Source organism: Vibrio sp. 10N.261.51.A3 (genome assembly GCF_041471965.1).
GTDB classification, from domain to species: domain Bacteria; phylum Pseudomonadota; class Gammaproteobacteria; order Enterobacterales; family Vibrionaceae; genus Vibrio; species Vibrio crassostreae_C.
The window spans coordinates 1-26,003 of record NZ_JBFRPK010000057.1 but is presented as its reverse complement, the minus strand read 5'-3'; the positions used below and the strand labels follow the sequence as shown (position 1 = coordinate 26,003).

The window sequence follows — 26,003 nt, the reverse complement described above, 5'->3', positions numbered from 1 at the left end:
TTCTTTGAGTGAACCTGTTCTTTGGGTGAAACAGTTATCGATTGAGCGTATTCATTGATTGAAAGGACTCTTTTATCGACTAGTGCTAACAAGCATAGAGCGCTGAAATACAAGAGCGTGCTATGTTTGCTGTAAAGCGACACGTCTATTCTTGTATTACCTAAGATGTGGCTATCAATAGTGAGCATTATTGCGAGCAACATATAAGAATTTCAAAATACTTTTGTTAACAAGTATTGTATACATAATTCACTCCATCTAATCCCCCAAACGAGACTTGAACATAAAATGAGCATTAATCACCTCCTTATTGTGCTGGGTAAGCGACTTAATGAGAATAAATTGACTGATGAAGGAACCAGTCGAGTTGATGCTTTGGTTGAGTATCTGGCGGAGCCTTTGGTAGAAGAGTCGAATCAGCAAACTGCGGTAGCATTTTGTGGTGGGGTAACAAAAGGGCAAACACTGTCTGAAGCCGATGCGATGCACCAATATTTTAGGAAGCTTGAACATCAGCGAGAACATCCGTTTTCTTTAGGGGCGATTTTACTCGAGCAGCATTCGACCAATACTGTCGAGAACATACAGAACTTGGCCTCAGAGATGATTAAAAGCGGGCTGTTTACTCGCGGGCAGAGTGTGCAGGTGACATTCGTTTCTAATGACTACCACTTACAACGTATATTCGAGATTCAATCGCTTATGGACGAGCAAGGTTTGCTTAAAGTTCTCGTCGAGAAGTGTTCCGCACTTGGGGTGGAGCTGCAAATAGATCGCTGGTTGGAGGCTCATGTTGCGGTGCCATACCCACATCAAAGTGCTCAAGGGCAATTGTTTCTGTTGATGGACGTACTGACGACCTACCGAGTTTATCTTGAAGGTGTCTGTTCGGGCGCGTTTAAGCGAGATTTGGATTCAGTAAGGCGAGAGCCAGAAAGACAGTCTTTGGAAGCACTGATAACTGCCAAGGAGCTCGTCGGACGTTCATTTGACTTTGACATTGTGGAGAGTTTACTCCCTGTATTGGAGCGCTGTATCCAGCAGACTTCAGTGGGTACCGATATAAAAAAAGTCAGGGAATACCTAGCATTACTTGATACTAACCTGACTTTATTGAATCGTTATTTAGACCCGGAATCGGATCACACACACCGCTGGTGGCGATAGATGTTTATTTCTTTCTCGTGATGCCAAAAGCTAGAAGTTCAGTGCCTTCTTCAGCGATGTTTTTAACCGCTCGAACGTAATCATCGCCCATAACATTGTGCCAGAAGGCTCATGTGTTTTTTACAGTGATTAACTTTGGTTTTCTGAATCTTGCTCATGGTTATTGCGGTAGTACTCCCACTGTTCAATGCGCTCGCCGTCATCGAATACACAGTAAGTTGTACGCTGATTGTTTTCAGTAACCGTGTCTAATTCACCGTCTTGTTGAACACAATAAACCGCTGCTGGGTTAGCGACTGAAACACGTTGGCCCTCGCTATATTCTGCATAGTCGTTTGCACAACCGCCTAATACAACGGCACATACAGCCATCAAACCAATTTTCTTCATGTCTATCTCCTACGTGATAACTCTATAATCGAATGCGTTAAGTTCTACAGAACCAAATGAGAAGCTCTATGAAATTAGTATATTTTAGATTTCAGAAAAGGTTGTCCTAATTTGGTCAAGATATTGAAATAGGTTGATATTTCTTCATGTTTAACGACTTTTTGAGTGTTAGATCAAGCTAAGTGGATTCAAGTTACCGTAGGAATATCCCCGTCCGATCCGTTCTGGTTAGCGGTTGTGAACCTCGAATCTATTGATGATTATGATATGATGCCGCCAAATTCAGTAGAGCAGTCAGAATCATGAGACACCTAAAAACAACCATCCATCCTGATATCGACCATCTAGACAATAAAACGGTCTATAAGCGCAACGCTGCCCGTGCCATTGTGTTAGATGGTGAAGACATTCTGATGCTGTATACAGAGCGTTATCACGACTACACCATTCCTGGTGGTGGTTTGGATGAAGGGGAAGATGTGATCGCAGGTATGGTTCGTGAACTCGAAGAAGAGACTGGCGCGAAGAATATCCATAGCATCAAGCCGTTCGGCATTTTTGAAGAGTTTCGTCCTTGGTACAAAGATGATGCAGACATGATGCACATGATTTCTTACTGCTACTCATGCAAGATCGATCGTGAGCTTGGTGAAACGGCTTACGAAGATTATGAAGTGAAAAACGGGATGAAACCGGTGTGGATGAATATCCATGAAGCGATCGCTCATAACGAAAAGACCATGGCAGAGAGCCCTAAGAAGGGCATGAGTATTGAACGTGAAACCTTTTTGCTGCATTTGATTGCCAAAGAGATGCTTTAGCCGTTATCAATACTAGCCTGCTAAGCTATTTATTTGCCGCCACTTTTGGCGGCAAAATTGTTTCCAGCAATGCTAAAATTTAATAGCGGAAACTAATTATTGAATATGGTTGATATTGTCAACTAAGTGTTTTTGATGTATCTTTACCTCAGCGATGAACCTATCTAGCTTAACTGCTCGGTTATATCGCTAAATCTCGCTGTGAGCCTGCCCTAAACAAAGAATACTATGAATAAAAGACAGTTTATTGCCCATTATCTGCGCATGAATCGCACCTCGTACTTATTGGCGATTGTATTCATCTTTCTCGTCAACTGGTTACAAGTAGAGATCCCTCGCTATATCCAATTGGCGATAGATTTGATTGATGATGCCTCTTCAACTGGCCACCAACAGCTTCAAACCTATGTTTGGATTGTGGTCGGGATGTCGGTTGCCATGGTGGTGGTGAGAATTTTGTCTCGTATTTATGCGCTTAATCCGGGGCGAATTACAGAGGCTGCGCTCAAAAGTACTCTTTTACAAAAGCTGAATCGCTTACCGAGCAGCTTTCACGAACGCTTTGCTTCGGGTCGACTGATCTCGATTATCAACAATGACCTTAGTGGCATTCGACTGCTGTTTGGTGTCGGCTTTTTGCAGTTCTTCAATGCCTTGCTTGCGTTGTCGTTGACGCCTCTTTACATGTGGCGCATATCGCCAGAACTCACACTGTATTCGATCATTCCTATCTCAATCGCTTTTGTGATTTTCCGTGTGGGCTTCAAGCGTATGAAAACGCTGCATTTAGAGCACATGAAGCGCCTACAAAATCTGTCTGCTCAGCTAATGAGTTACCTGTCTGGGATTGATCTCATTAAGAGCCAGCAGATGTCACCTTGGGTGAAAGCTGAAACTGAAAAACTGAACCAGTTATTGCTTGAATGCCGCCTTAAAATTACACGCATTCAAGTCTTCTTTATGCCGGTACTCGACTACGCCAATGACCTGATGAAAATCATCATTCTTGGGCTTGGTGGCTACATGTTAATGAGACAGGAACTCACACTTGGTGAGATTACCGCCTTTCTGACTTACTCAGTTTTGCTCGCTATGCCATTGATGCAACTTGGCAGAATCGCGACCATTTATCAGCGAGGCATGGTCGGTATCCAAAGTGCACAAACCATTCTTAATGCCAAAGTCCCAGAGCTAGATGAAGATAAGCTTACTGAATTAGATGTTGAATCGCTGAAGGGAAAAACGTTTTCCGTTCGCAATCTCAGCTTCAGCTATTCAGGTGAAGAACGCGTGATTCTCGATGACATCAGCTTTGATATTCCAACAGGTAAGAAAGTGGGTGTGTTAGGCGGGATCGGAGCGGGTAAAACGACATTAGTGAACTGCTTAAACCACCACTTGGATGTACCACAAGGTTCTGTTTTCCTTGGTGAAAGAGATGTCACTAGCTTCTCACGCAGTGACTTACGCCGTTACGTGAAAACCGTGACTCAAGACCCTTACCTGTTTTCAGCAACCGTCGAAGACAATATCCGCTTTGGTAGCCTAGATACCGATTTGGCAAAGAGTCAGGTTGATGAAGTGCTAGAGCTCAGCCAGTTGGCTAGTGATGTGACACGTTTTGAACACGGCGATCAAACCTTAGTCGGTGAGAAAGGGATCATGTTGTCAGGTGGTCAGAAACAGCGCTTAAGTATTGCGCGTGCTTTATTACAACCCACCGATCTGATCATCATGGATAACGTTCTATCGGCTGTCGACTATGAAACAGAACGTAAGATCTTGGAAGGTTTGTTTAAACGTTTGGAAAATCAATCGGTTCTTGTGGTTTCACACCGCGTTAATGCCCTTGAATATATGGATGAAGTCATCGTGTTGAACGAAGGTAAAGTGATCGCGAAGGGCGACCACGCCACGTTATTGAAAACCTGTGATTACTATTACGATACATGGCAACTACAGCAGAATGAAACGGAGGCAGCAGCATGTTAAAACGTGTTGATCTCAAGTACCTCAAGCACTTTTTTAAGTTTGCTAAGAAATACAAAGGCTCTGCGATTCTGGGCATCGCTATGCTTCCTCTTTCTGTCATCACGAGCTTGTTGTTCCCTTGGCTGATCATTCAAGTGATCGATGTTCACCTGAGTCATGGGGATATGGATGGTCTGCTCGAATACGTCTTCTATCTCGTTGCCGTGCTGGTGGCGAGTTATGTGGTGGATACCACCTATTCGTACAACCTTCGTAAAACTGGGCAATACACGATAACTGACATGCGCTCAGTGTTGTTTGCTCGCGTGCTCAAACTGCCACGCAGCTATTTTGATAACACACCGATTGGCGTAACGCTTTCACGATTAACCAGTGACTTGGAAACCATCGGCGAGACGTTTGTTCAGTCGGTTGTAGGGCTAGTTAAAGACAGCATCAATACCATTGCTCTGTTGGTGATGATGTTCTTCATTGATTGGCAGTTAACGATGATTGTATTGATCATTATGCCGCCAGTGATGTATTTGACGGTGTATGTGAGAAACCGACTTCGTGCTCTCTATAAGGTGACTCGTTCTTCTCTCGCTCGCGGTATTGGCTTTTTACAAGAAGTCTTATTTGGCATGAAAACCGTTCAGATGTACCGAGCGGAAGAGCAAGTCGAGCAACGCTACCAAGGCTATACCGATGAGTTTTTAAGAGCGCAGAAGAAGATCAATAAATACGATGCGATTTTGTTCTCGTTTATCTCTGGCATCACCTCCATCACTATCGCGATTATGATCTGGTATGGCTCTGAGCAAGTGATAGAAGGAGCGCTCACCTTGGGTGTGCTGATTGCGTTCATCAATACTTTAGAGAAAGTGTTTGTTCCGATCCGAGACTTTACTTCGCAGATCGCTTCGATTCAGAGTTCATTTGCAGCGTTTGACCATATTGAAGAACTGTTTGTTGAGCCGACTGAAGAGGAAGGGCGTAACCTGCTGCCATCTAACAAGGTTGAGAAACAGCTTGAACAGTTTGTGAGCCTAGAGTTTAAGAACGTAAGCTTCCGCTACAAAGACGACTCTCCCTACGTTCTAAAGAATGTCTCGTTTGTATTGGAGAAAGGGCATCAAATTGCCCTTGTGGGTTCGACGGGTTCGGGCAAGTCGACGATTCTGCGTCTGATCTCTAAAACCTACCAAGATTATGAAGGCAGCATTTTGTTGAATGGAATAGAACTGTCACAGATCTCAAGTGAAGACTCTGCTCATTTGTTCTCAATGATGATGCAAGACGTGCACTTATTTGAAGAGACCATTCAATTCAATATCGCGCTGGGCAAAACGCATCTATCTAGAACTGAGGTTGAACAGGCGGCGCGCTATGTTTATGCCGATAAGTTTATTGAACAATTGCCACAAGGTTATGACTTCCACTTGGAAAAGAACGGCTCCAACTTGTCTGTAGGGCAAACGCAGCTTATCTCGTTCGCTAGAGCGGTTTCACAGGGTGGTCAATTGATGATGCTTGACGAGGCGACCAGTTCGGTAGATTCAATCACCGAAGACCTGATTCAAAAAGCAATGCAGCGCCTTTTCAAGGAAAAAACTGTGATTGCGATTGCACACCGTTTGAGTACCGTTCGTCACTCAGATACGATTTTGGTGTTGGAAAAGGGTGAAATTGTTGAGCAAGGTAATCATCAACAGCTGGTGGCACACAATGGTATTTATGCTGGCTTGTTACAAGAATCGATTGTAGAAATGGGCGATTCTCAAGTAACGGTTGCCTGATCACCTCAAATCAGGTTTACCGTTATCGATACTATGAATTGGTGTTGCTTATGTTTCACCAATTTCTATTGTTTTCTAGTATTCCCAGTAGCTTAGGAAAAATAAAACATATTTTACGATTATTAATATGTTATGATATCCCTACTACTAAAGGGGTGTCTTAGGGCATCGGGATGTATGCAAGCAAAAAGAACCGGCTTGTGTCAGTCACTTTCTGGCGAATATGGAATCGAAAATGTTGTTGGAAGAAGTTGTAGAAATTATCGAATTAACCGACTCAGACCATTTATCTCAAGCAATGGAACTGTTTAACGAGCATGGTTTTGTTGATACTGAGTCTTTACCTTTTATGAATGTTGTTTTTGAAACAGCACCAGATCAACTTGCGAAGAAGCTGTCGCAGATTGGTTTTAAAGGTTTAGTGCAAGTCGAAAAGAACGAAGATGCATCAGGCTTCACCATTATTGATGCTGACCGTGTTCTGCTAAAAGACTCTGCTTAGCTGCAAGATTCAGCTTAGTGAAAAGACTCTATCCAGTTCAGTAACACCCGTTATGATTATTTGAGGTTAACACAGTGACAACAGCAACCGTTTCATCAACAGAGCAACACATTTCCAATGAACATGCGCTTTTAGGTGCATCGTTATTAGCGTCTCAAAAAGTTGAGTTGGCTCTGTTCAGTGTGATCTCTAAATTAGTTAAAACCCTATCAAAAGATCAGCAACAGGCATTAGGTCTGGATTTGGATACCTTTTTAAGGGAGAAGCCAAGTGAACAAGCCTCGACTCTGAGCCGCTACGAAAATACGTTTGGTGAACAACTTCCTTTGAAGGCTAATGAACTCAACGATTTTATTTATCATCGAAACTTGGTCACTCGTGGCTTTTGGCGTGTGACTGGTGCTGATGTTAAAGGCGGTGAGAAGCTTGCTAACCCAGAGCTTTATTTAAAAGAGTTCTTGGCTAAATGTGAATACTGGCAAGTGATGATTGATACTCAAACCAAGTAATCAAATTGAAATAAGAAAGCCATAGCGAACATGCTATGGCTTTTTTGTTGTTTGTGCAAATTGTCTTGAATTCTTTGAATCTAGAGCATCATCTTCAATACATAGTTCCTAGAGACAAAGTGATGTTTAAGTGCGGCACTGATATGCAGCACAATTAAACAGGCTAGGGCAATACAACTGGCACGATGTAAATAGAAAAAGAAGCCGTTGATTGCAGAGTCGGTAATTAGATTATTTACGCTCACTAACCAAAATAAAGAGTACGGTTCTTTTAGCATTAAGTAGCCGGTGCTGAAAACCATAAACATCACAAGATACATCAAAGAGTGTGCAAGCTTGGCAACGCATTTTTGCCCTTCAGGCACAGAGGTTGGCATGCTTGGCGACGAGCGAAAGTGGCTCCAGATATAACGAACCACAAGCAGTGGCGTCGCAACGGTCGCCAATGACATGTTGAGCACTGACAGAAAAGAAAACAGCTCTGGATGACTGGTGACATAGTGCATCACATACCCTGCGATTGTTGCATAGATGATTACAGAAGCCATTACCCAGTGCAGTACACGGCTTACTAAATCGTATCGTGGATTATTCAAATTAACCTCGTTCTGATCGTTATTAATATAAGATTCATCTCGATGCAATAAACCATTTTTCGGTATATTCGCATCGCGAATTAATCATATAGAACAGTATTACGCGGTATTTTTATAATTTAGAAATTAATGATGTTGCTTCAGGTGTTTTATAATTATCAATGATGTTTTAGAGTGTTAATTCCAATATGGACATAGCAAACTTGTCGACTTCCTAGCTTGTATGCCTATTACGAGATACAGTTAGTCTAAAGATAAATATATAAGGAATGTATAATGCTTCGAATCTTATTGATTGCAGTTATCTCGGTGTTCAGCACGATGAGTTTTGCAAGCGAAGAGGTTAAGTACTCGGAACAAGAGTATTTGGATAGACCGCTGATGGAACGCTATATCTTGGATGAGTTGAAGCAGCTTCGAATGGAACAGCAGGATCTTGAAAGACGCTTGACCATTCAGATGACTGACCGGGAACTGACTGTGGCAGACAAGTCTCTGAATTACGCCAATGTAACCGTAACCTACTTCTTCTACATTATTGCTGGTGTGGCCTCTCTTATCGCGCTGGTGGGTTGGCAATCCATCAAAGAGCTTAAACACACAACTCAAGACATGGCTGATAAGCGACTTAATTCTATCGCTCAAGACTATGAGAAGAAGTTTAATGTTCTTGAACGGGATCTTAAGCGCAAGACCAGAATCATTTCCGACAACAACCGCGAAATTGAAATTATCAATGAGATTCATAACCTATGGTTGAGAGCACAGAACGCACAAACGGCAGAGCAAAAAATTGAAATCTACGATGAAATACTGAAGGTTCGTCCTGGAGATTTAGAAGCACTTACTGCCAAAGCTGACGCTGCTATGGATATACAGGAATACCACTGGGCAATGAGTCTTTGTAACCGTGTATTAGAAGTCGATGACCAAAATGCTCATGCCTTGTATCAACGTGCTTGCGCCTATGCTCGATTAGGGGCAGAAGGTCAAGCTATCGATGACTTAGAGCGCGCTATTGAAGCCAGTGGGTCCATGAGAGAGCTGCTAACTGAAGAGCCGGACTTTGAGATGCTGCGAGGCTTAGAACGCTTCGAAGTACTTCGTGAAGAGTAATATGAGGTAAAGATCCGTGTTAACTAAGGTGGTGGGCTTTGCATGCTCACCATACTTTCACACCTATCGCGCTATGGTTTCTTACATTTCATTTATTTTTTTGATTTAATTGTTATGTTATAACACATTCTAAGTTCCTCGTTATAACCGCTAAGTATTTTATGAAGTTCCTCCGTATTGGTCTGATCGTTACTGCGATCAGCGCATTTTCCCTTGCTGCTTTGCTCTCTTTTCACTCCAAACCAGCACCAGAAATCTCTATCAAAATAACACCTTACCAAGGTTCTCAACCTAATGATAAGGAAGTCATCGACTCGCAAGCGACTCCCAACTCTTTGGTTAAGGTCCATTATTTTGTGAAAGTTGGCGATACGCTAAGCAACATCTTTTCGTCATGGCAACTGCCATATGGAACCGTTCAAAAGGTGATGGAAGCGGATCTGGAGTCTTTGAAACTCGACACAATAAAACCTGGTGACCATCTAGAGTTGCTTTTGGATAGTGACTCAAAACAGCTTGTGGAGCTGATTTATCACGAGAGTTTGGTTGAGCAAGCAGCCTTTACTCGAAACGATGATGGTAGCTTCACCTATAAATTCCACGAGATCCCAGGCGAATGGAAAGAAAAACTCTATGCGGGTAGTGTTCACGGTAGCTTTTCAACGTCAGCCTACAAAGCGGGGTTAACTACTAACCAGATAGCCAATATCACCCGCACACTAAAAGACAAAGTCAACTTCGCTCGAGAGCTGAGAGCTGGTGATAGCTTCAATGTATTGATCAAAGAGCAGTACACGGATGATCACCTAACGGGTAAAACAGAAATTCAAGGTATCTCAATTCAATTAAGAAACCGAGAAGTCGCAGCTTTTCTAGCACCAGATGGTCTTTTTTATGACAGAGAGGGAAATAGTCTAGAGCAAGCCTTTGATAGATACCCAGTCGACAGAAAATTCCGAAGAATCACTTCTTCGTTCAATCCGACACGAAGACACCCAGTAACTGGGCGAATCTCACCGCACAATGGTACCGACTTTGCGACACCTGTTGGTTCACCTATCTACTCAACTGGTGATGGTCGAGTGGTGGCACTTCGTGACCACCCGTATGCTGGTAAATATTTGGTGATTGAACACAACAGCGTATATACGACGCGTTATCTTCACTTGAGCCGCTTCTTAGTTAAGAAAGGTCAGCAAATTAAGCGAGGTCAGAAAATTGCGCTATCGGGTGCTACTGGTCGTATTACTGGCCCGCACTTGCACTTTGAGGTATTGGTTCGTGGTCGCGCCGTCGATGCGATGAAGGCGAACTTACCAATGGCAAGCTCAATTATGCCTAAAGATAGAAAAGAGTTTTTGGCTCGAATTGCCTCTTTTGATGCCATGATTTCTGAGCCAGAAGATCGTGCGAGTTAGAGATATTCAAGCCTAGTTTGGCAGCGAATACAATAACGCCCCTTAGCTAGCGATTCAGCTAAGGGGCGTTTTTCTAGGTAATCGCATGATTTAGCGAGTGATTCAGTTAAGCAACCACCACTGCCGTGCCACTAGCAGAGACCATCAACATGCCATTACCTGTTCCCAAGACTTCGTAATCAATATCTACGCCTACCACCGCGTTGGCACCCGCTTCAATCGCTTTCTGTTCTAACTCTTTGAACGCGTAGTTACGTGCTTTTTCCAGTTCTTTCTCGTAGGTGCCAGAACGTCCACCCACAAAGTCACGAATTCCTGAAAACATATCTTTGAAAACGTTCACCCCTAGAATGGCTTCTCCGGCGATAACCCCTTTGTAATCGACAATGCGTTTGCCTTCGACAGATTGAGTGGTGGTAATAATCATAATGGCCTCTTGTAAGCTTGCTGAGTTGTTACTCGCTTATTGATTGATAGCTTGGTCTTGTTCTTGAATGTCATCGTTCAGTGCTGTCTCTGAGCGTGTGAATTCATGTCTTAACCATGTTCTCAGTTTTAGCACACTTTCTTGTTTTAATTTGTTTTTTGGGCAAACAAAGTAAAAATCTTGGTGCGGGTTAGCAACCGGTTTACCCAGTTCGACAAGCATCCCGTGGCTGATGTCATCCTTCACAAACAAGCGATGTGTAACCAATACGCCTAGTGAACGAATCGCAGCTTGTACTGCTTGAATGGAGACATCGAATGTCAGGTTGCTATGGAATGTGGGCATTGGGATTTGGTAATTGTCGCACCACACTTGCCAGTCGTGTTGTCGCCTGAGGTTAAAAACGCCAATGGTCGGGTTTTGTTTGACGAGTTGTTCGACGCTCAATCCGGTCTGGTTTTTTAATATCGTAGGGCTACACACCAAGATTAGGTCATCGTCGCCCAGTTTCTCGCTGTAATATTGTTCCCACTCGTTGGGTTTGCCATGTACAAGCGCAACATCGACCCCTTCCTGCTCGATATCGAAAGGGCCAGTTAGCGTCGAAATGCGGATATCAAGTGAGGGAGCGAAGGCTTGGAAGTCGGGAACTCGTGGGATCCACCAGTGCATCGCTAGCGAATTGACCATGTTGAGGGTAATGCGGTGGTCGTTAGGCGTTCTGGCAAGCTCTTCGGTCGCCTCTATCACTTGCTCAAGTGCGGGAGCAACTTTGCGGTAATATCGCTTACCTGCGGCATTAAGAACAACACGACGACCGACTCGTTGAAACAGAGGCTTGTTGACCAGTTGTTCTAACGACTTTATCGCTTGGCTTACCGCAGAGTGACTGACGTACAATACCCGCGCGGCGTCGGTCATGCTGCCAGTCTCAGCAACAGCAATGAAAGCATAAACGGATTTAAGCGGAACGAGTTTTTTCATTGGTAAGTTTTCCTTACAGTTATAGTTAATATTACTCGCTATTTTTCATTACGTCACGCCTCTAAAATAGATGTCATAGGAGGTGATAATTATGTCTGATATTACCAAGGCGACGACTTTCATGTTGTTGTCGACGTTCAGTTTGTCTTTAAGTGGCTTGATGGCTAAGTATCTATCTGAAGTGATGCCCACTTCGTTACTCAGTTTTGTGCGTTTTTTGTTACCCAGTCTGTTTTTATTTCTTTTCCTGACCTTTTACAAAATCAGCAAGCCGACACGAGAAATGTGGAAACCTTTGGTGATGCGGGCGATCTTTATGGTGGCGTGTCAGTGGTGTTTCCTTACTTCACTGCAAACCTTAACGCTTGTTGAAGGGGTTGTGTTGTTCAGTACGGGGCCTCTGTTTATTCCATTGTTAGAAAAGTTAATATTTAGAACCAAGATTCATACAACGACGATAGTGTGTTTAGCTGTCACCTTTGTTGGCGTAGTGATGATGGCGGGGGATTGGTCGCAGTTTGAGTTGGGTTCGGAGTTCTTTAGACCTGCGCTTCTGCTTGGGCTTCTCGCGGGGGTATTTAATTCTGGCTCGCAAGTGAGTTTGTACCGAGCGTCTAAAACCAGCCTGACTCCGGCAGAGCTTAACGCGTGGACCTTTTTAGTTGCGGCAATTATTGTGATACCAATGGTGGTGTTTACTTCTGTTTCTGCGGTGCCTGATGTACTTGAAAGTGCAGAGAAAGGAACCTTGTCGGCGTTGCTGTCTTTTGACGATTTACGCTGGATTGTTCTCGGATCACTTGGTCTTGCACTGTTTACCATCAATACCCAAATCTTCCGTTCCAAGGCGTATAAGCTTGCAGACAGTGGCTCCCAGTTGGCACCTCTGATTTTTACTAACATGCTGTTTAGCGCGCTTTGGCAGGGCTTGTTCTTTGATGATGTGTTTTCTACACAGCAGATGATTGGCATTAACCTGATTGTCGTGGCGAGCATCACCAATACATTGCTGGCAAAAAGACACAGCAAGGCGAAAGCCAAACAAAAACCGCACACCACAGTGGCTGTAGCGACTGTAGTGGACGTTGCGGTATTGGACTCGGCAGCTAAAAGCTAACCATTGAGTTATGGCTTATCCTCTGAATGGTTAATTTAAAACTTAGAACAATGAGCGTATGTATTCTTTTACTCGGTCGATGTGTTCGTGCGGGTCAATCTCGCAGCGTTGGTTCATTTCTAGGAATCGCTCAGCGTATTTATCGTAGATTTTGTTTTCCAAAAACAGTAAATACAACTTGGGATCGATATGACCGCTGGTGGCCATGTCGGTCATGATGTTGAGTGATTCGCTTAAGAGTTTACCTTTCTTATAAGGGCGATCACTAGAGGTGAGTGCTTCAAAGACATCAGCAATTGCCATTGCTCTGGACGGCAGAGGTAACTGGTCTTCGTTTAAGCCTCTTGGGTATCCCTTACCGTCGATACGTTCGTGGTGTCCGCTGGCGATATCCGGAATGTTTTGAAGGTAAGGCGGGTAAGGCAACTTGTTGAGCATGGTGAAGGTTTGGATAATATGATCGTTGATCATGAAACGTTCTTCATCGTTTAGCGTACCACGGCGTACTTTCAAATTGTGCAGTTCACCTTGGTTGTATTTAACTTCTCCGGGCTTAAGTACAAACGCTTCTTGCCATACATCGGCAGGGTTAAAGCCATTGTCCCAAGGTATTTTATGCTCCGGTTTGTCTGCAAGCAGAGGCTCCATGACAGGCAAACCCTTTTCCTGACTTGTTGGCTCAGTTCTCTCTTTCTCAACCGACTATTTTTGGGTGTTAAATCTCTCTTTTTCAGACCAAGACAAACCCAATTGATCATCCAGTGTACGTTTCCATTGGCGTTTGGCTATTTGATCTAAGCGTTCTAGCTGCTCTTCCGTCATAGATTCGCCGCCAAGATTACACTCAGCAACGAAGGCAAACTCCTCATCCAGTTCAGACAGGCTTTGTTCGAGTATTTTGAGTTGTTCTTCTTGTAGTGCACCGTTCGCCATCGCTTTCCAGTAATCGGTTTCCGCTTGCTGTTTCAACAACTCAAAACGCATTCGCACTTCGTGGATTCGGTCGTAAATGGTTTCCAGTTTTGTTGCCTTATCTACCACATATTCAGGCGTGGTCACCTTGCCGCAGTCATGAAGCCAAGCGGCGAGCATCAACTCTTCCCACTGTTTACTGTCCAATGAGAATTGCGGGTAATAGCGGTCATCATCTATGGTTGCTTGAGTTAGCCATTTGGTGAGCTCAGGCACTCGTTGGCAATGCCCGCCCGTATAAGGTGACTTGGTATCAATCGCCGATGCAATCAGCTCAATAAAGGCATTAAGCATGTCTTTTTGTTGCTGCATTTGGTCGATGTTGTCTTTCGCTATTTCCGCAAAGCTGAGCAACTCTCTTAAAAAGGCGTGCTTGTCTGCCTGCATCTTGGTAATTGGTCTCTCATAGCCAATTGCCACAATCCCTACCAACAGTTTCTCTCGGTTTAATAGTGGAAATAGGTACAGGTCTGAATTGAAGATCGAATCTTGGTAATAGTTGAGAACATTGTCTTCTCTGTTCAAATGGATCGTCTCACCAGATTTAAGCTGACACAGCAACCAAGGCGTGTGTTTGATGAAGTCATTGATGTCGGCCTTAAAAGGAAGAATGGCAAGGTTGGCTGCCGTATCAAACACGTCTTTCTCTTTGGATTGAGTGAAAAGGACAATGGTTTCTGCTTTGGTAATTAAATAGCTTTGATGAGCAATGTTCTTGGCTAAGATCGAAAACTCCTGATTCCCGGCGGTGTCTCGAAGTAGGGTAATCAGATCATGAAGCGTGTGTTCCATTAGCTCAATCGAGTGGGCGAGGTTAGCCACTTCTTGAATCATGCTTTTGGGATAATGAGTACGCCTGAAGTCGAACCGAGCGATGTTGTCGGTGAGTTGCATCAGCGTATTGAGCGGCTGAGACAGTCGATTAGCAACAAACCATACGATAGCGAAGCAGATGAACAACATCCCAATCGCGACCGCAACTTGCTTGTCTCGCATCGAGATAAGATCAGCGAGCAGCTCATTGTGTGGCGTCGCTTCTGCCAAGTATAAGGTGACATTTTGAGTCAGTTGAACCGGCGTTAGCGTTAGTGCCCAAGTGTTTAAGTTGTACTCAACGTTTTTTAGATTGAGGTTAAACTTCTCTTCATCAGAGATAAGCGGCGCAATAACGGACGCTTTCAATGCTTCCATCTGTTCACGTTTGGGCACATTAAAGAAGCTTTGGTCTTGCTCACTGCCAGAGAGATTCCCCGTCGTTTGGTTGTTCGTTTGCTCAGTTTTACTTGTGTCATCAGATTGGGAGTCAGGCTTGGGTACTGATAGCTCAAGTTGATGCTGACCGAGAAGATTAAAATGTTGATCGAACAAGGCGAGTCGGGTTTGCGGAGAATAAGCTAATTCACTGATCTGAGAAGAGAGGGAACTCAACGTAAAGTCGGCACCAACCACATGCTTGCCATCGGCAGAACGCCTAGAGAGCGTAATACCATTGGTTTGCAGGAAATAGAACAGATAGGGTTCAGAGAGTTGTATTGAGCCGTCAGGCTTTGCGTTACGAAACCAAGGACGAGTTGTGGGGTTGAACTTACTCTCTGCTTGTCGAGTACTGATCACTTGATGTGCGCCATCAAGGTAGGTAATAAAGTTTTCACCGTCTAGATTGGTGCTGCTGACCATCATGGTCGCTTTAGCGGGGGCGCTGTTTGCGGCTCTCTGTTTATTGGTGCTTAATGGACGAAAGATTCTGAAGTCACCATCTTCAGAACCATAAAATAGAGCGACCAAATTGGTGTTTTGCTTGAAGATGATATCGACCGAAGCAAGCCAAGAGTCTTTTTCGACAGCGGAAGTTTGATGAGCAACAAACGGGCTCACCGCCATCACATTTAAGGTTGTGATAACAGGGGCAATGGCTTGTTTAAATACTGATTCCAGCTTGTCGCGATGCTCATTACTGATCTCGCGCACTGTGCCTAGCAGCAGCTCTTGGGAGTGCCGATAACTTATCGAAATCAATACCGCACCGACAAGTGTTGTCAAAATTAGGAAAAGGCTAGTGATGTGGATACTCAGCGGATATCGTCTTCTTCTCATCTAACACTCCGGTTTGTAGACTGGTTTAAGTATTGACGAACTTGGGTAGGTTGCAAAAAATTGGCGCAATTACCGAGTGTGTGCGGTTCTACTTAGATAAGGCCAAGCGCTGGCTGGCTCTGGTTAGCCACGTATTCCCGTGTCGTGTAAATGAACCAGTAATAAACCTTTATGTTTGGGTGCTAATTGTCACTTTCAGCTGATAAACTGGCCGAATTGTTGCCATTAGGCATTCATTTTCTGAAGTATTCTTTTCCTGAAAGAGATTCAGAGTTACTTTCTGAAAAACGTATTTTGACCGAGCGAAGAGGGCATTGATTCATGGAACTCAAAGTAGATACTCACACCCACACATACGCAAGTGGTCATGCTTACAGCACATTGATCGAAAACGCCAAGTCGGCAAAGCAAAATGGTTTAGCCATGTTTTGTACTACTGATCATTCAGAATCAATGCCGGGCGCGCCACACTATTGGTTCTTCAGCAATCAGCGTGTGCTCCCTCGTTTTATTGAAGATGTCGCAATTATTCGAGGTGTTGAGTCAAACATCATGAACACACAGGGTGAAATCGACATTCATCCGAGTGTGGATAAGAACTTGGATTGGGTGATCGCGAGTTTTCATGAGCCAGTATTTCGCCCATCGGATGTCGCTACCCATACAGAAGCATTGTTGAATGTGATTAAGGGCGGTCGAATTGATGCGCTTGGTCACTTAGGCAATCCTAATTTTGATTTCGATTTCGAAGCCGTTATTCAATGTGCGGTTGAGAACAACGTGGCGATTGAGATCAACAACACCACACTCAAAGGCAATAGCCGAGTTGGCAGTGTTGACCGCTGCTATGAGATTGCAAGAATAGCGAAAGCGAAGGGTGCATTTATTACAACAGGCAGCGATGCGCATTTCTGTTTAGATGTCGGTGGCTTAGACTTAGTCGCAGCATTGTTAGATGAAGTGGGCGTAGATTCGAGTAAAGTGATTACCCATTCGCCAAAGCAGTTCCTAGCCTTTTTGGCCTTGCGCGGTCGTAATGAAATCCCAGAATATTCAGATCTTGTTTAAGAGAATGTCGGCGGGTTTGCATTTCGACACAATCAATTTTTGTGCCTGAAAGATTTTTGTATACACTAGCCGAAAATAATAAAGTCGAAGTGCCACAGTAATGACGGCTCTAACTTCAAAGACACCGCTTCACTTGGAGAAACAATGAAAACTCGCTCAATCCTTTTATCTGGCTTAATCGCTGCTTCAGTATTGTCTGGCAATGCATTTGCTAATGTAGACCTTAAGAAAAACATGCAAGAAATGAAGCTTGCGTTCAAACAAGCGGCAGAAGCTCAAAGCATTGAAGAGATGCAAAAGCCTATCGTTCGTTTAGATACGCTAGTGGCAGAGCTGAAAACGGGTGTTTACCCAGTCGAGAAAGAAGACAACTTCATGGAAGGCTTCAAAAAGATCAGTGCATCACTGGATAGCATTGAGCAGAAGCTAGACCAAGGTGACTTAGCGTCGGCACAGCAAGAACTTCGTACTATTGATGGCCTTCGTGAAGAGTACCATGAGAAGCGTAACCCAAGCATCTGGAGCAAGATCTTCGGTTAATTCGTTAATCATGAACGTTTGCTAGATAGGTAACAAAGAGCAAACCTCAAGATTCGATTTCTAAAACGCCGCCTTACATTACCCTCTTTCGAGGAAGGTGTAAGGCGGCGTTTTTATTGTCTCTTTTATCGAAAGCCTGCTGCAAAGAGATGAGTATTACTTTTTTAGTTTTAGTGTTGTAACCAGTATTTAACGAAAAAGAGTGTGCGTTAGCTTCAATTTTTTAACTTGCTGTTAATCTTTACGTTTACCTATATTCCAAGTCCCTCATAATAAGGGAAATTTATAAAGACTTGGAATAATGCGCCGAACCTCGTTCAACTTCTTCATGTTACTTGCAACAGCATTAAGCTGGGCGCTAGTGACATTAATGCCTGTTATCAATGCTCATGGTAATAGTGCGGGAGTATGGGCGTCGTTATGTACGGTCAATGGCTTTGAATTGGTTCAAATCGAAGAAGGCGAACCTAATACTCATAAAGGAAAGCCGTGTCCGTTTAGCCATTTTTCCACGTTTCACCAAGATGAACTTCCCACTACACTACTGACAACTCGACTGAGTTCTATTGCCTCCGACAGCTACGCTTTTTTGGCTCTAAGCGAACGCTACACGAGGCAAGCCCCGCGCGGCCCTCCCTTTGTTATTGCTTAAACCTAACCCATTAAAATAATTAAAAAATAAAGTATTAAGTAAAGTTAAACATGCTCAGATTACTTTCTGATTTTTCAGAAGGTATGTTTGCGTGTGTCAAAGGAAATAATAATGTTGAGAAATGAATCTCAAACCCCTGCGAAAGCACAAGCAACTTCGCAGTCTAAAAGCAGTGCAGCCACTGGTTCGAAAACCAGTATAGAAAGCAAAGACCGCAATAAAACCCTCTACTTCCTCACATGGCGCTGGCACTTCTATGCTGGGCTATTCGTTATCCCGTTTATGTTAATGCTGAGCATTACAGGCTTGGTGATGCTGTTTGATGATGAAATCGAGTTAGCTTTCCATCACGATGCGATCGAGATTGTTGCATCGGGCGAGCCGATTAAAGTGTCACAACAGTTAGCTGCAGTACAACTTCAATACCCACAAGGTTCGGTGACGCAGTTTGTTCCGAGCAAAGCACCTGATCTGGCTAACCGCTTTTCGGTATCACTTGAAGACGGAACGTCTGTTTTCGCGACTGTGAATCAATATACTGGTGAAGTGGTTGGAGAGATTCCGCGCAGCGACAGCCTATACCAACTCGCCAATGACATTCACGGCACTTTGTTGATTGGTGATTGGGGTGATTACCTAATTGAAGTCGCAATAAGCTTGTCTATTCTGTTGCTCATCAGTGGTATCTATTTATGGTTACCGAGAGACAACGCAAGCCGCGCTGGTTTTCTTAAGCTTCGATTTGGTTCAGGAACGCGTATTTTAATGCGTGATCTGCATGCGAACATTGGAGGTGTGTTATCGCTCGTTCTGTTGTTGTTTATTCTGTCTGGATTGGCATGGACAGGTTTTTGGGGCGGTAAGCTTGTTCAAGCATGGAGCACTTTCCCTGCTCAAATGTGGGACGATATTCCGTTGTCTGATAAGACGCACACATCGCTTAACCATGGCTCAGAGGAAGAACTTCCATGGAATCTAGAACAAACACCGCTGCCGTTGTCTCAAGATAAGCCTGCAGAACATGTACATCACGTGGAAGAGGCATCTGAACCTCATGATCACTCTAAGATGGGCGAAGACCACTCTCAACATGTGATGTCAGCAAGCAGTTTCGGGATTGATGATGTTATCCAAAAAGCGCACTCACTTGGTTTCACTCAATACAAGGTGAATTTCCCGCGTTCAGAAACAGGTGTTTACACGGTCACAGCCAACACTATGGGCGGTGACATCATCGATCCAACGCAGGATCGTACTACGCACCTCGACCAATACTCAGGTCGTATTCTGGGTGAGGTGACATGGCAAGATTATAACTTCATTGCCAAAACGTTAGCGGTAGGTATTTCATTGCATCAAGGTGACATCAGCATCATTAACAAGCTTCTAAATGCTTTGTTTTGTTTGGCGTTCATTGTTGTGTCCGTGACTGGCTGTGTGATGTGGTGGATACGTAGACCTTCAGGTCAAAGAAAGCTTGGCACGCCACCGAAGTTTGGCGATGCAGGGCTTTGGAAGACAGGTTTAGTGATCGTGATAGTTATTTCAGTACTGTTTCCACTGGCGGGAGCGACGATCGTGACAGCAATGCTGCTGGATTGGTTACTATTTTCACGCGTTGAGAAATTCAAGACGGCATTGAGTTAATTGATATACAAACTGACCTCCTTTTTGAGGAGGTCAGTTTCATTATTCAGATGACATGCTCTGTTTATTAAGAAGACGTTAGACTTGTACAGCTCTATATTTGATAAAGCTTTAGATCTGATACAGCTCTAGCGGAAGCCCGTCAGGATCGGCAAAAAAAGTAAATGCTTTACCTGTAAATTCATCAATTCGGATCTGTTCGACTTCGATTCTTTGTTCTTCCAAATAGCTTTTGATTTGTTGAACGTCATCAACACAAAAAGCTAAGTGTCTTAGCCCTTGAGCTTCAGGAAAGCTAGGCCTTTCTGGCGCGTTAGGGAAGCTGAATAGTTCTATTTGAGCACCATTAGGTAGCGCTAAATCAAGTTTGTACGACTGGCGAGCCTCACGATAGTTTTCAGCAATTATCTCAAGTTTCAAAATCTCAGTGTAAAAGTGTTTCGACGCGTCGTAGTTTGAACAGATTATGGCCGCGTGGTGTATTCCTTTCAGCATCAGTTTATTTCTCCTGCCAACTTGTCACCTAAGTGCTTCATGGCGTAATCAATGAATACACGCAGTCGTGCGGGCATATACTTGGTTTGAGCAAATTGCATCGCAATCGCACCATGGTAATTACTCTTGATAGTCCAATCTTCCAACACTTGTACTACAGACCCTTCAGCCAACGCATCTTGAATCACGAAGTCATGGAAAATACCGACGCCTAGACCTTCTTTCACACCTTTCAGTCGCATCTGCGAGTGGTTAACTGCGTAACGTCCACTGACGGGTACTGTGTGAAATTCATCATCTTTAAGAAAATCCCAAATGTGATCTTTGTCTGTCTCTGCAAGATACAAACAGTCGTGTTCAGACAGCTCGGTAGGGTGGTGAGGAATCCCCTTGGCATCTAAATAGTCAGGGCTTGCACACAACACGAGGTTTGTTTTTCCTAACTCTTTCAATACTAAGCTTTCGTCGGGCTTATCAGTCAGGCGGAAAGCAATGTCGATGCCTTGACGTAAAATATCGATGTCGCCGTCAGCCGCTCTCAATTTAAGTTGGATTTCTGGATACTGATTTAAGAATGGAACAACGAAAGGCTGCAATACCGAATTCAAGAAGGCTTCAGGCGCCGCTACCGTTATCGAGCCTGCAGGTTCGGTATGGTCGGAGGTAGACAGTTCAACGGCTTGTTGCGCTGCGTTGATCATCACCACACTCTGATCATAAACCAATTGACCCGCTTGCGTAATGATAAGGGTACGAGTGGTACGCTCAAACAGTTTCACCGATAGCGCTTTTTCCAAGCGGGTGATGAGCTTACTCAAGGCTGATGGTGTCACGCCTAACTGTTTTGCTGCAGCCGTAAAACTACCTTCGTTAACCACCAAAATGAACGAGGCGAGATCCGGAAGCAGGGCGATGAGTTTTGGGTTAATCATAAGTATCCAGTTAAGCTAGTTTCAACGATGAACTTAATGGTCATTGTGAGCGATTTACTTTGATTTGTGAATCAATTTCATTAATTGATTGACGTGATTGCTCTGATAGGTTGTTGTGTTTGAAGCTCATCTGTATAGCGGCGTTGCTGCTGCGCATTCTGAGATGAAAAATTGAGATTTGATATGAAAGCGAAATTAGACGGAAATTATAGCTAATTTGGCGTTTAAAAAAGCAGGTGAAGGGCGTTAATGTGCCCTATGTCACTGGGATGAACTATTATTAGTGCCTGTGGTTCATTAATGTTTTTCCAACTAGAGGGATAATCGAAAAGGGTATGTTCAACTAGAATATAGGCATAAGTTTTACAGTGTAAATGATCGTGTTGAGATCGTTTATATCCCTACATAATGCGGCGCGCGATGCTGCTGAATAATAACTAGGAAGGAATGAGACAATGTCTTCTGCATTTTACCAACAGATTCAAACTCAAATCGAAGAAGTTAAAGAAGAAGGTCTTTACAAGTCTGAGCGCATTATTACTTCTGCTCAAAAAGCAGCGGTTTCTATCTCGACTGGTGAAGAAGTACTAAACTTCTGTGCAAACAACTACTTAGGTCTTGCTAACCACCCAGATCTTATCGAAGCGGCTAAAGATGGTATGGATCAGCACGGTTTTGGTATGGCTTCAGTACGTTTCATCTGTGGTACTCAAGATTCTCACAAAGAACTAGAGCAAAAGCTTTCTACGTTCCTAGGTAAAGAAGACACTATCCTTTACACATCTTGTTTTGATGCAAACGCTGGTTTGTTCGAAACGATTCTAGGTAAAGAAGACGCAATCATCTCTGACGCACTAAACCACGCATCTATCATCGATGGTGTTCGTCTGTGTAAAGCAATGCGCTTCCGCTACGCGAACAACAACATGGAAGAGCTAGAGCAACAACTTATAGCAGCTAAAGAAGCGGGCGCTCGTCACACGCTTATCGTAACTGACGGTGTGTTCTCAATGGACGGCGTAGTGGCTAACCTTCCTGCTATCTGTGACCTTGCTGACAAGTACGGCGCACTAGTTATGGTTGATGACTCTCACGCAGTAGGCTTCATGGGTGAAAACGGCGCGGGTACTCACGAGTTCCACAACGTTGTTGACCGTATCGACATCATCACAGGTACGCTTGGTAAAGCAATGGGTGGCGCTTCAGGCGGTTACACTTCTGGTAAGAAAGAAGTGATCGACTGGCTACGTCAGCGTTCTCGTCCATACCTATTCTCTAACTCTGTTGCACCAGCAATCGTATCTGCGTCTATCCGTGTTCTAGATCTTCTTGCGGAATCAGGCGACCTACGCACTCAACTATGGGAAAACTCTGCTCACTTCCGTACTCGCATGGAAGAAGCGGGCTTCACTATGGGCGGTGCTGACCACGCAATCATCCCAATCATGCTGGGTGATGCAAAAGTAGCGGCTGAATTCGCAGAGCGCGCACTAGAGAAAGGCATCTACGTTGTAGGTTTCTCTTTCCCTGTAGTACCAAAAGGTCAAGCTCGTATCCGTACGCAAATGTCTGCTGCACACTCTCGTGAGCAACTAGACCGCGCAATCGATGCGTTCATTCAAGTTGGTAAAGACATGGGTATCATCTAATTTTAAAGGGATGCCACGAGCATCCTTTAATTAGATAGAGCAACACCCAGTAGAATATATAGATTTTTGATTCTCGCCTTACAGTTAGGCGAGATGAACTAGGTAACATTATGAAAATTAAAGCACTTTCTAAGCTAAAGCCTGAAGAAGGCATTTGGATGACCGAGGTTGAAAAACCTGAAATGGGTCATAATGATCTTCTTATTCGTATTAAGAAAACCGCAATTTGTGGTACTGACGTACATATCTACAACTGGGATGAGTGGTCACAAAACACAATCCCAGTACCTATGGTAGTAGGTCACGAATACGTGGGTGAAGTTGTTGGCATTGGCCAAGAAGTTCGTGGTTTTGAAATCGGCGACCGTGTATCTGGCGAAGGTCACATCACATGTGGTCACTGTCGTAACTGTCGTGGCGGCCGTACTCACCTTTGTCGTAACACAACAGGTGTTGGTGTTAACCGCACTGGTGCGTTCTCTGAGTTCCTTGTGATTCCTGCGTTCAACGCATTTAAGATCCCTGCAGAAATCTCTGACGATCTAGCTTCAATCTTTGACCCGTTTGGTAACGCAGTACACACAGCACTTTCTTTCGACCTAGTTGGCGAAGACGTGCTAATTACTGGTGCTGGCCCAATCGGTATCATGGCTGCAGCTGTTGCTAAGCACGTTGGTGCTCGTCACGTTGTAATCACTGATGTAAACGAGTACCGCCTAGATCTTGCTAAGAAAATGGGTGTGACTCGCGCAGTAAACGTGATGGAAGAGAAGCTTGAAGACGTAATGTCTGATCTTGGCATGACTGAAGGCTTCGATGTAGGCCTAGAAATGTCTGGTAACCCATCTGCGTTCAACAGCATGCTGACTAACATGAACCACGGCGGTAAGATCTCTCTACTAGGTATTCCACCATCAGACATGGCAGTAGACTGGAACCAAGTAATCTTTAAAGGCTTGGTTATCAAAGGTATCTACGGTCGTGAGATGTTCGAAACTTGGTACAAGATGGCTTCATTGATTCAATCTGGCCTAGATCTAACACCAATCATTACTCACCACTTCAAGGTTGATGACTTCCAAAAAGGCTTTGACGCTATGCGTAGCGGGCTTTCAGGAAAGGTTATCCTTGATTGGGAATAGTCTAAATTAGGCTCTCATTAGCAAAAGGCGACAGGTTAAATTGTCGCCTTTTTTACGTCTAAAACCGCTAAATAACGCTCGATTACAGTGGCTGTCGCCATTTTGTCGCCATTAATTTTCTAAAGGATTGAGGTGAACTGCCTGCATCAAATGCTCGGGAGCAAAGTGAGAATACGCCATTGTCTGCTCAATTTTTGTGTGACCTAGAATCCGCTGTAACACCAAAATATCCCCTTTATTCATCATAAAGTGCGAAGCAAATGTATGCCGTAGAACATGCGTTGCTTGCCCACTTGGAACATGATTAGGTAAAGCCCTTTTAATGTAGCGCCAGGCATCCTTATAAGTAGTGTCAAAAATCTTATGGTCGTTCACTGCGATATCTAAGATCTCATGATACAAAGCAGGTGAGATGGGCACACTTCGATTTCTCTTACCTTTTGTCTCGGTGTAAGTTAGCTTGAATTCAGCTACTTGTGAACGGGTAAGAGTGAGAGCTTCACTTATACGAGCACCGGTGGCTAAGCAAATCTTAGAGATTACAATGAGCTGTGGAATCGAGACTGTAATTACGCGGTTGAAATTCTTCAGGTTAAATAGGAACTCTTCAATTTGTGGCTTGGTTAGATATGCCAGGTTCTTCTCGCTAGTTTTGATTGTATCGATAGCTTCAATCGGGTTGGGGTATTTCCATTGATTGTACTTGATTAGTTTCTTGAACATTCCCTTTAGATAAATCAATTCCATGTTATGTGTTGTTGGTGAAATCTCAACAGATTTATTTTTGCCACGGTAAGGTATTCGTGTTGCACGATAGTCCAAGTAGTCTCGTTCTTTAAGGTGGTAGGCAATCGGGTTACCTAATCCTTCAATTGTTTTGGCTATCAGATCCCGAGCTTGCTGATCCGCACCAGTAGTTTTGGACACTGAGTTAAGTGAGTACAATCACTAATGAGGTGAACCATAACAAGCAAGAAGAAACGTATTATCCATTCTCCTGAATTTAAAGCCGAAACCCTGAAGTTGGCAGAGAAAGTGGGAGTCGCTACAGCTGCAAGACAGCTCTCGTTACATGAATCTCAGATCTATGGTTGGCGAAAAGCCACAAAGAAGAATTCTAATATTAGCCAACGAGAACAAGAATTGGCCGTTGAAGTCGCTAAGCTAAAAAGGCAGTTGGCAGAGCAAGCAGAAGAGCTAGACATCGTAAAAAAGGCCGCCACCTACTTCGCGAAAAATCTAAAGTAAATTGCTATGAATTTATGCTCGAACACCTGCTGAGTTTCAGTATTTCCCGTATGGCTAAGGTGTTCAGAGTTTCTTGAAGTGGGTTTTATTATTGGGTTGAGAACCGCCACAAGGCGATTCAACGTGAGACAGAGCGCCAAAAGCTTGATACCAAGGTAAAAGAAGCCTTTGACGTTAGCAAAGAATGAGATGGCTCAGACGTATTCAGAAAGAACTGGCAGAGAGCGGTGATAACCATAATGTTAAGACCATTGCCGCCAGTATGAAACGTCAGGATTTAGTAGCGAAAGCAGCACGCAAGTTTAAGTGTACAACGGACAGTAAGCATAAAATGCCCGTTGCTCCGAACTTGCTCGCTCAAGATTTTAACGCAACGGCTCCGAATCAAAAATGGGCAGGAGACATTACTTATGTTGCCACAAGCGAAGGCTGGCTGTACTTAGCTGTCATTATTGACCTATATTCAAGGCAAGTAATTAGTTGGTCTATGGATACGAGAATGACGGCCTCACTGGTCTGTGATGCCTTATCGATGGCTTTATTCCGTCGAGGATTCCCTGAGCAGGTTATAACTCATAGCGATCGAGGTAGTCAGTACTGCTCGAAAGACTATTTCAATTGCCATTACGCTGAAAGTTGTTACCCATTCACCGCTACACTTGATTATTTTCAATACGTTAAGTGCAAATACTACTAATCTGTCCAAGGTTTAGAGGACCTTGAACATATTAGGTATACACAAGCTTA

The 26,003-nt window shown here is 43.9% G+C and carries 22 protein-coding genes and 2 pseudogenes; 16 read left to right on the top strand and 8 right to left on the bottom strand.

What is annotated here, in order from left to right:
* Positions 1-288: 288 nt before the first annotated feature.
* On the top strand, positions 289-1,167 hold the full coding sequence (locus AB4371_RS14545) for a YdcF family protein (RefSeq protein ID WP_136982996.1): 879 nt from the start codon (positions 289-291) through the stop codon (positions 1,165-1,167).
* Positions 1,168-1,296: 129 nt separating this feature from the next.
* On the opposite strand, the gene AB4371_RS14540 is transcribed toward AB4371_RS14545, so the two are convergent.
* The gene (locus AB4371_RS14540) at positions 1,297-1,557 is read right to left on the bottom strand and encodes a DUF333 domain-containing protein (protein ID WP_017059521.1); all 261 of its coding nucleotides are present in this window, start codon (positions 1,555-1,557) and stop codon (positions 1,297-1,299) included.
* Between the two features lie 302 nt (positions 1,558-1,859).
* Here AB4371_RS14540 and AB4371_RS14535 point away from each other — a divergent pair, with 302 nt between their 5' ends.
* The 5 genes from AB4371_RS14535 to AB4371_RS14515 all read left to right on the top strand — a co-directional run bounded on the left by AB4371_RS14535 (position 1,860) and on the right by AB4371_RS14515 (position 7,159).
* A complete protein-coding gene (locus AB4371_RS14535) occupies positions 1,860-2,378 on the top strand; it encodes an NUDIX hydrolase (protein ID WP_017059522.1) in 519 nt (172 codons plus the stop codon).
* Positions 2,379-2,606: 228 nt separating this feature from the next.
* A complete protein-coding gene (locus AB4371_RS14530) occupies positions 2,607-4,370 on the top strand; it encodes an ABC transporter ATP-binding protein (RefSeq protein WP_017059523.1) in 1,764 nt (587 codons plus the stop codon).
* Positions 4,364-6,148, top strand: a complete 1,785-nt coding sequence (locus tag AB4371_RS14525; protein ID WP_372150204.1) for an ABC transporter ATP-binding protein — start codon at positions 4,364-4,366, stop codon at positions 6,146-6,148. The genes AB4371_RS14530 and AB4371_RS14525 overlap by 7 nt, the downstream gene beginning before the upstream one ends.
* Positions 6,149-6,383: 235 nt before the next feature.
* The gene (locus AB4371_RS14520) at positions 6,384-6,650 is read left to right on the top strand and encodes a hypothetical protein (RefSeq protein ID WP_017067627.1); all 267 of its coding nucleotides are present in this window, start codon (positions 6,384-6,386) and stop codon (positions 6,648-6,650) included.
* A gap of 74 nt (positions 6,651-6,724) precedes the next feature.
* Positions 6,725-7,159 carry a hypothetical protein gene (locus AB4371_RS14515; RefSeq protein WP_102319749.1) on the top strand — a complete coding sequence of 145 codons (435 nt, stop codon included), beginning with the start codon at positions 6,725-6,727 and terminating at the stop codon, positions 7,157-7,159.
* 80 nt (positions 7,160-7,239) lie between these two features.
* Here the strand turns inward: AB4371_RS14515 and AB4371_RS14510 are convergent, their stop codons facing one another.
* Positions 7,240-7,755: a cytochrome b gene (locus AB4371_RS14510; RefSeq protein ID WP_082151303.1), complete on the bottom strand. Its 516-nt coding sequence runs from the start codon at positions 7,753-7,755 to the stop codon at positions 7,240-7,242.
* Between the two features lie 276 nt (positions 7,756-8,031).
* On the opposite strand from AB4371_RS14510, the gene AB4371_RS14505 reads away from it, so the two are divergent.
* Both AB4371_RS14505 and AB4371_RS14500 read left to right on the top strand, forming a co-directional pair.
* Positions 8,032-8,871 (top strand): tetratricopeptide repeat protein, encoded by an 840-nt coding sequence (locus AB4371_RS14505; RefSeq protein ID WP_017069419.1) that lies wholly within the window; start codon positions 8,032-8,034, stop codon positions 8,869-8,871.
* A 161-nt stretch (positions 8,872-9,032) separates the two neighbouring features.
* Entirely contained in the window at positions 9,033-10,289 is a 1,257-nt protein-coding gene (locus AB4371_RS14500; protein ID WP_102319751.1) for a peptidoglycan DD-metalloendopeptidase family protein, read from the top strand.
* 106 nt (positions 10,290-10,395) lie between these two features.
* Here AB4371_RS14500 and AB4371_RS14495 read toward each other — a convergent pair whose 3' ends face one another.
* Complete coding sequence (locus tag AB4371_RS14495) at positions 10,396-10,716, bottom strand: heavy metal-binding domain-containing protein (protein WP_004730185.1); 321 nt, start codon at positions 10,714-10,716, stop codon at positions 10,396-10,398.
* A 36-nt stretch (positions 10,717-10,752) separates the two neighbouring features.
* Complete coding sequence (locus AB4371_RS14490; RefSeq protein WP_372150203.1) at positions 10,753-11,700, bottom strand: LysR substrate-binding domain-containing protein; 948 nt, start codon at positions 11,698-11,700, stop codon at positions 10,753-10,755.
* A 91-nt stretch (positions 11,701-11,791) separates the two neighbouring features.
* Here AB4371_RS14490 and AB4371_RS14485 point away from each other — a divergent pair, with 91 nt between their 5' ends.
* Entirely contained in the window at positions 11,792-12,817 is a 1,026-nt protein-coding gene (locus AB4371_RS14485; RefSeq protein WP_017059531.1) for a DMT family transporter, read from the top strand.
* A 42-nt stretch (positions 12,818-12,859) separates the two neighbouring features.
* Here the strand turns inward: AB4371_RS14485 and AB4371_RS14480 are convergent.
* Positions 12,860-15,883, bottom strand: a pseudogene (locus tag AB4371_RS14480) (HD domain-containing phosphohydrolase).
* Positions 15,884-16,204: 321 nt separating this feature from the next.
* Between AB4371_RS14480 and AB4371_RS14475 the strand changes: the two are divergent.
* From AB4371_RS14475 to AB4371_RS14460, 4 genes are all read left to right on the top strand, one after another.
* Entirely contained in the window at positions 16,205-16,951 is a 747-nt protein-coding gene (locus AB4371_RS14475; RefSeq protein ID WP_017059533.1) for a phosphatase, read from the top strand.
* A 144-nt stretch (positions 16,952-17,095) separates the two neighbouring features.
* Positions 17,096-17,491, top strand: coding sequence for a cytochrome b562 (locus AB4371_RS14470; protein WP_017059534.1), 396 nt, complete (start codon positions 17,096-17,098; stop codon positions 17,489-17,491).
* A 301-nt stretch (positions 17,492-17,792) separates the two neighbouring features.
* On the top strand, positions 17,793-18,143 hold the full coding sequence (locus AB4371_RS14465) for a hypothetical protein (RefSeq protein ID WP_372150201.1): 351 nt from the start codon (positions 17,793-17,795) through the stop codon (positions 18,141-18,143).
* A gap of 111 nt (positions 18,144-18,254) precedes the next feature.
* Entirely contained in the window at positions 18,255-19,790 is a 1,536-nt protein-coding gene (locus tag AB4371_RS14460) for a PepSY-associated TM helix domain-containing protein (RefSeq protein WP_372150200.1), read from the top strand.
* A 111-nt stretch (positions 19,791-19,901) separates the two neighbouring features.
* Here AB4371_RS14460 and AB4371_RS14455 read toward each other — a convergent pair whose 3' ends face one another.
* Positions 19,902-20,285, bottom strand: a complete 384-nt coding sequence (locus tag AB4371_RS14455; protein WP_372150199.1) for a VOC family protein — start codon at positions 20,283-20,285, stop codon at positions 19,902-19,904.
* The gene (locus tag AB4371_RS14450) at positions 20,285-21,217 is read right to left on the bottom strand and encodes a LysR family transcriptional regulator (protein ID WP_065584581.1); all 933 of its coding nucleotides are present in this window, start codon (positions 21,215-21,217) and stop codon (positions 20,285-20,287) included. Before AB4371_RS14450 ends, AB4371_RS14455 begins: the two co-directional genes overlap by 1 nt.
* A gap of 455 nt (positions 21,218-21,672) precedes the next feature.
* Here AB4371_RS14450 and AB4371_RS14445 point away from each other — a divergent pair, with 455 nt between their 5' ends.
* Both AB4371_RS14445 and tdh read left to right on the top strand, forming a co-directional pair.
* Complete coding sequence (locus tag AB4371_RS14445) at positions 21,673-22,866, top strand: glycine C-acetyltransferase (RefSeq protein WP_372150197.1); 1,194 nt, start codon at positions 21,673-21,675, stop codon at positions 22,864-22,866.
* A gap of 110 nt (positions 22,867-22,976) precedes the next feature.
* Complete coding sequence (tdh, locus tag AB4371_RS14440) at positions 22,977-24,008, top strand: L-threonine 3-dehydrogenase (protein WP_050649238.1); 1,032 nt, start codon at positions 22,977-22,979, stop codon at positions 24,006-24,008.
* 111 nt (positions 24,009-24,119) lie between these two features.
* Here the strand turns inward: tdh and AB4371_RS14435 are convergent, their stop codons facing one another.
* On the bottom strand, positions 24,120-24,935 hold the full coding sequence (locus AB4371_RS14435; RefSeq protein ID WP_240798952.1) for a tyrosine-type recombinase/integrase: 816 nt from the start codon (positions 24,933-24,935) through the stop codon (positions 24,120-24,122).
* 36 nt (positions 24,936-24,971) lie between these two features.
* On the opposite strand from AB4371_RS14435, the pseudogene AB4371_RS14430 reads away from it, so the two are divergent.
* Positions 24,972-25,869, top strand: a pseudogene (locus tag AB4371_RS14430) (IS3 family transposase); the annotation flags it as partial.
* Between the last annotated feature and the right edge of the window lie 134 nt (positions 25,870-26,003).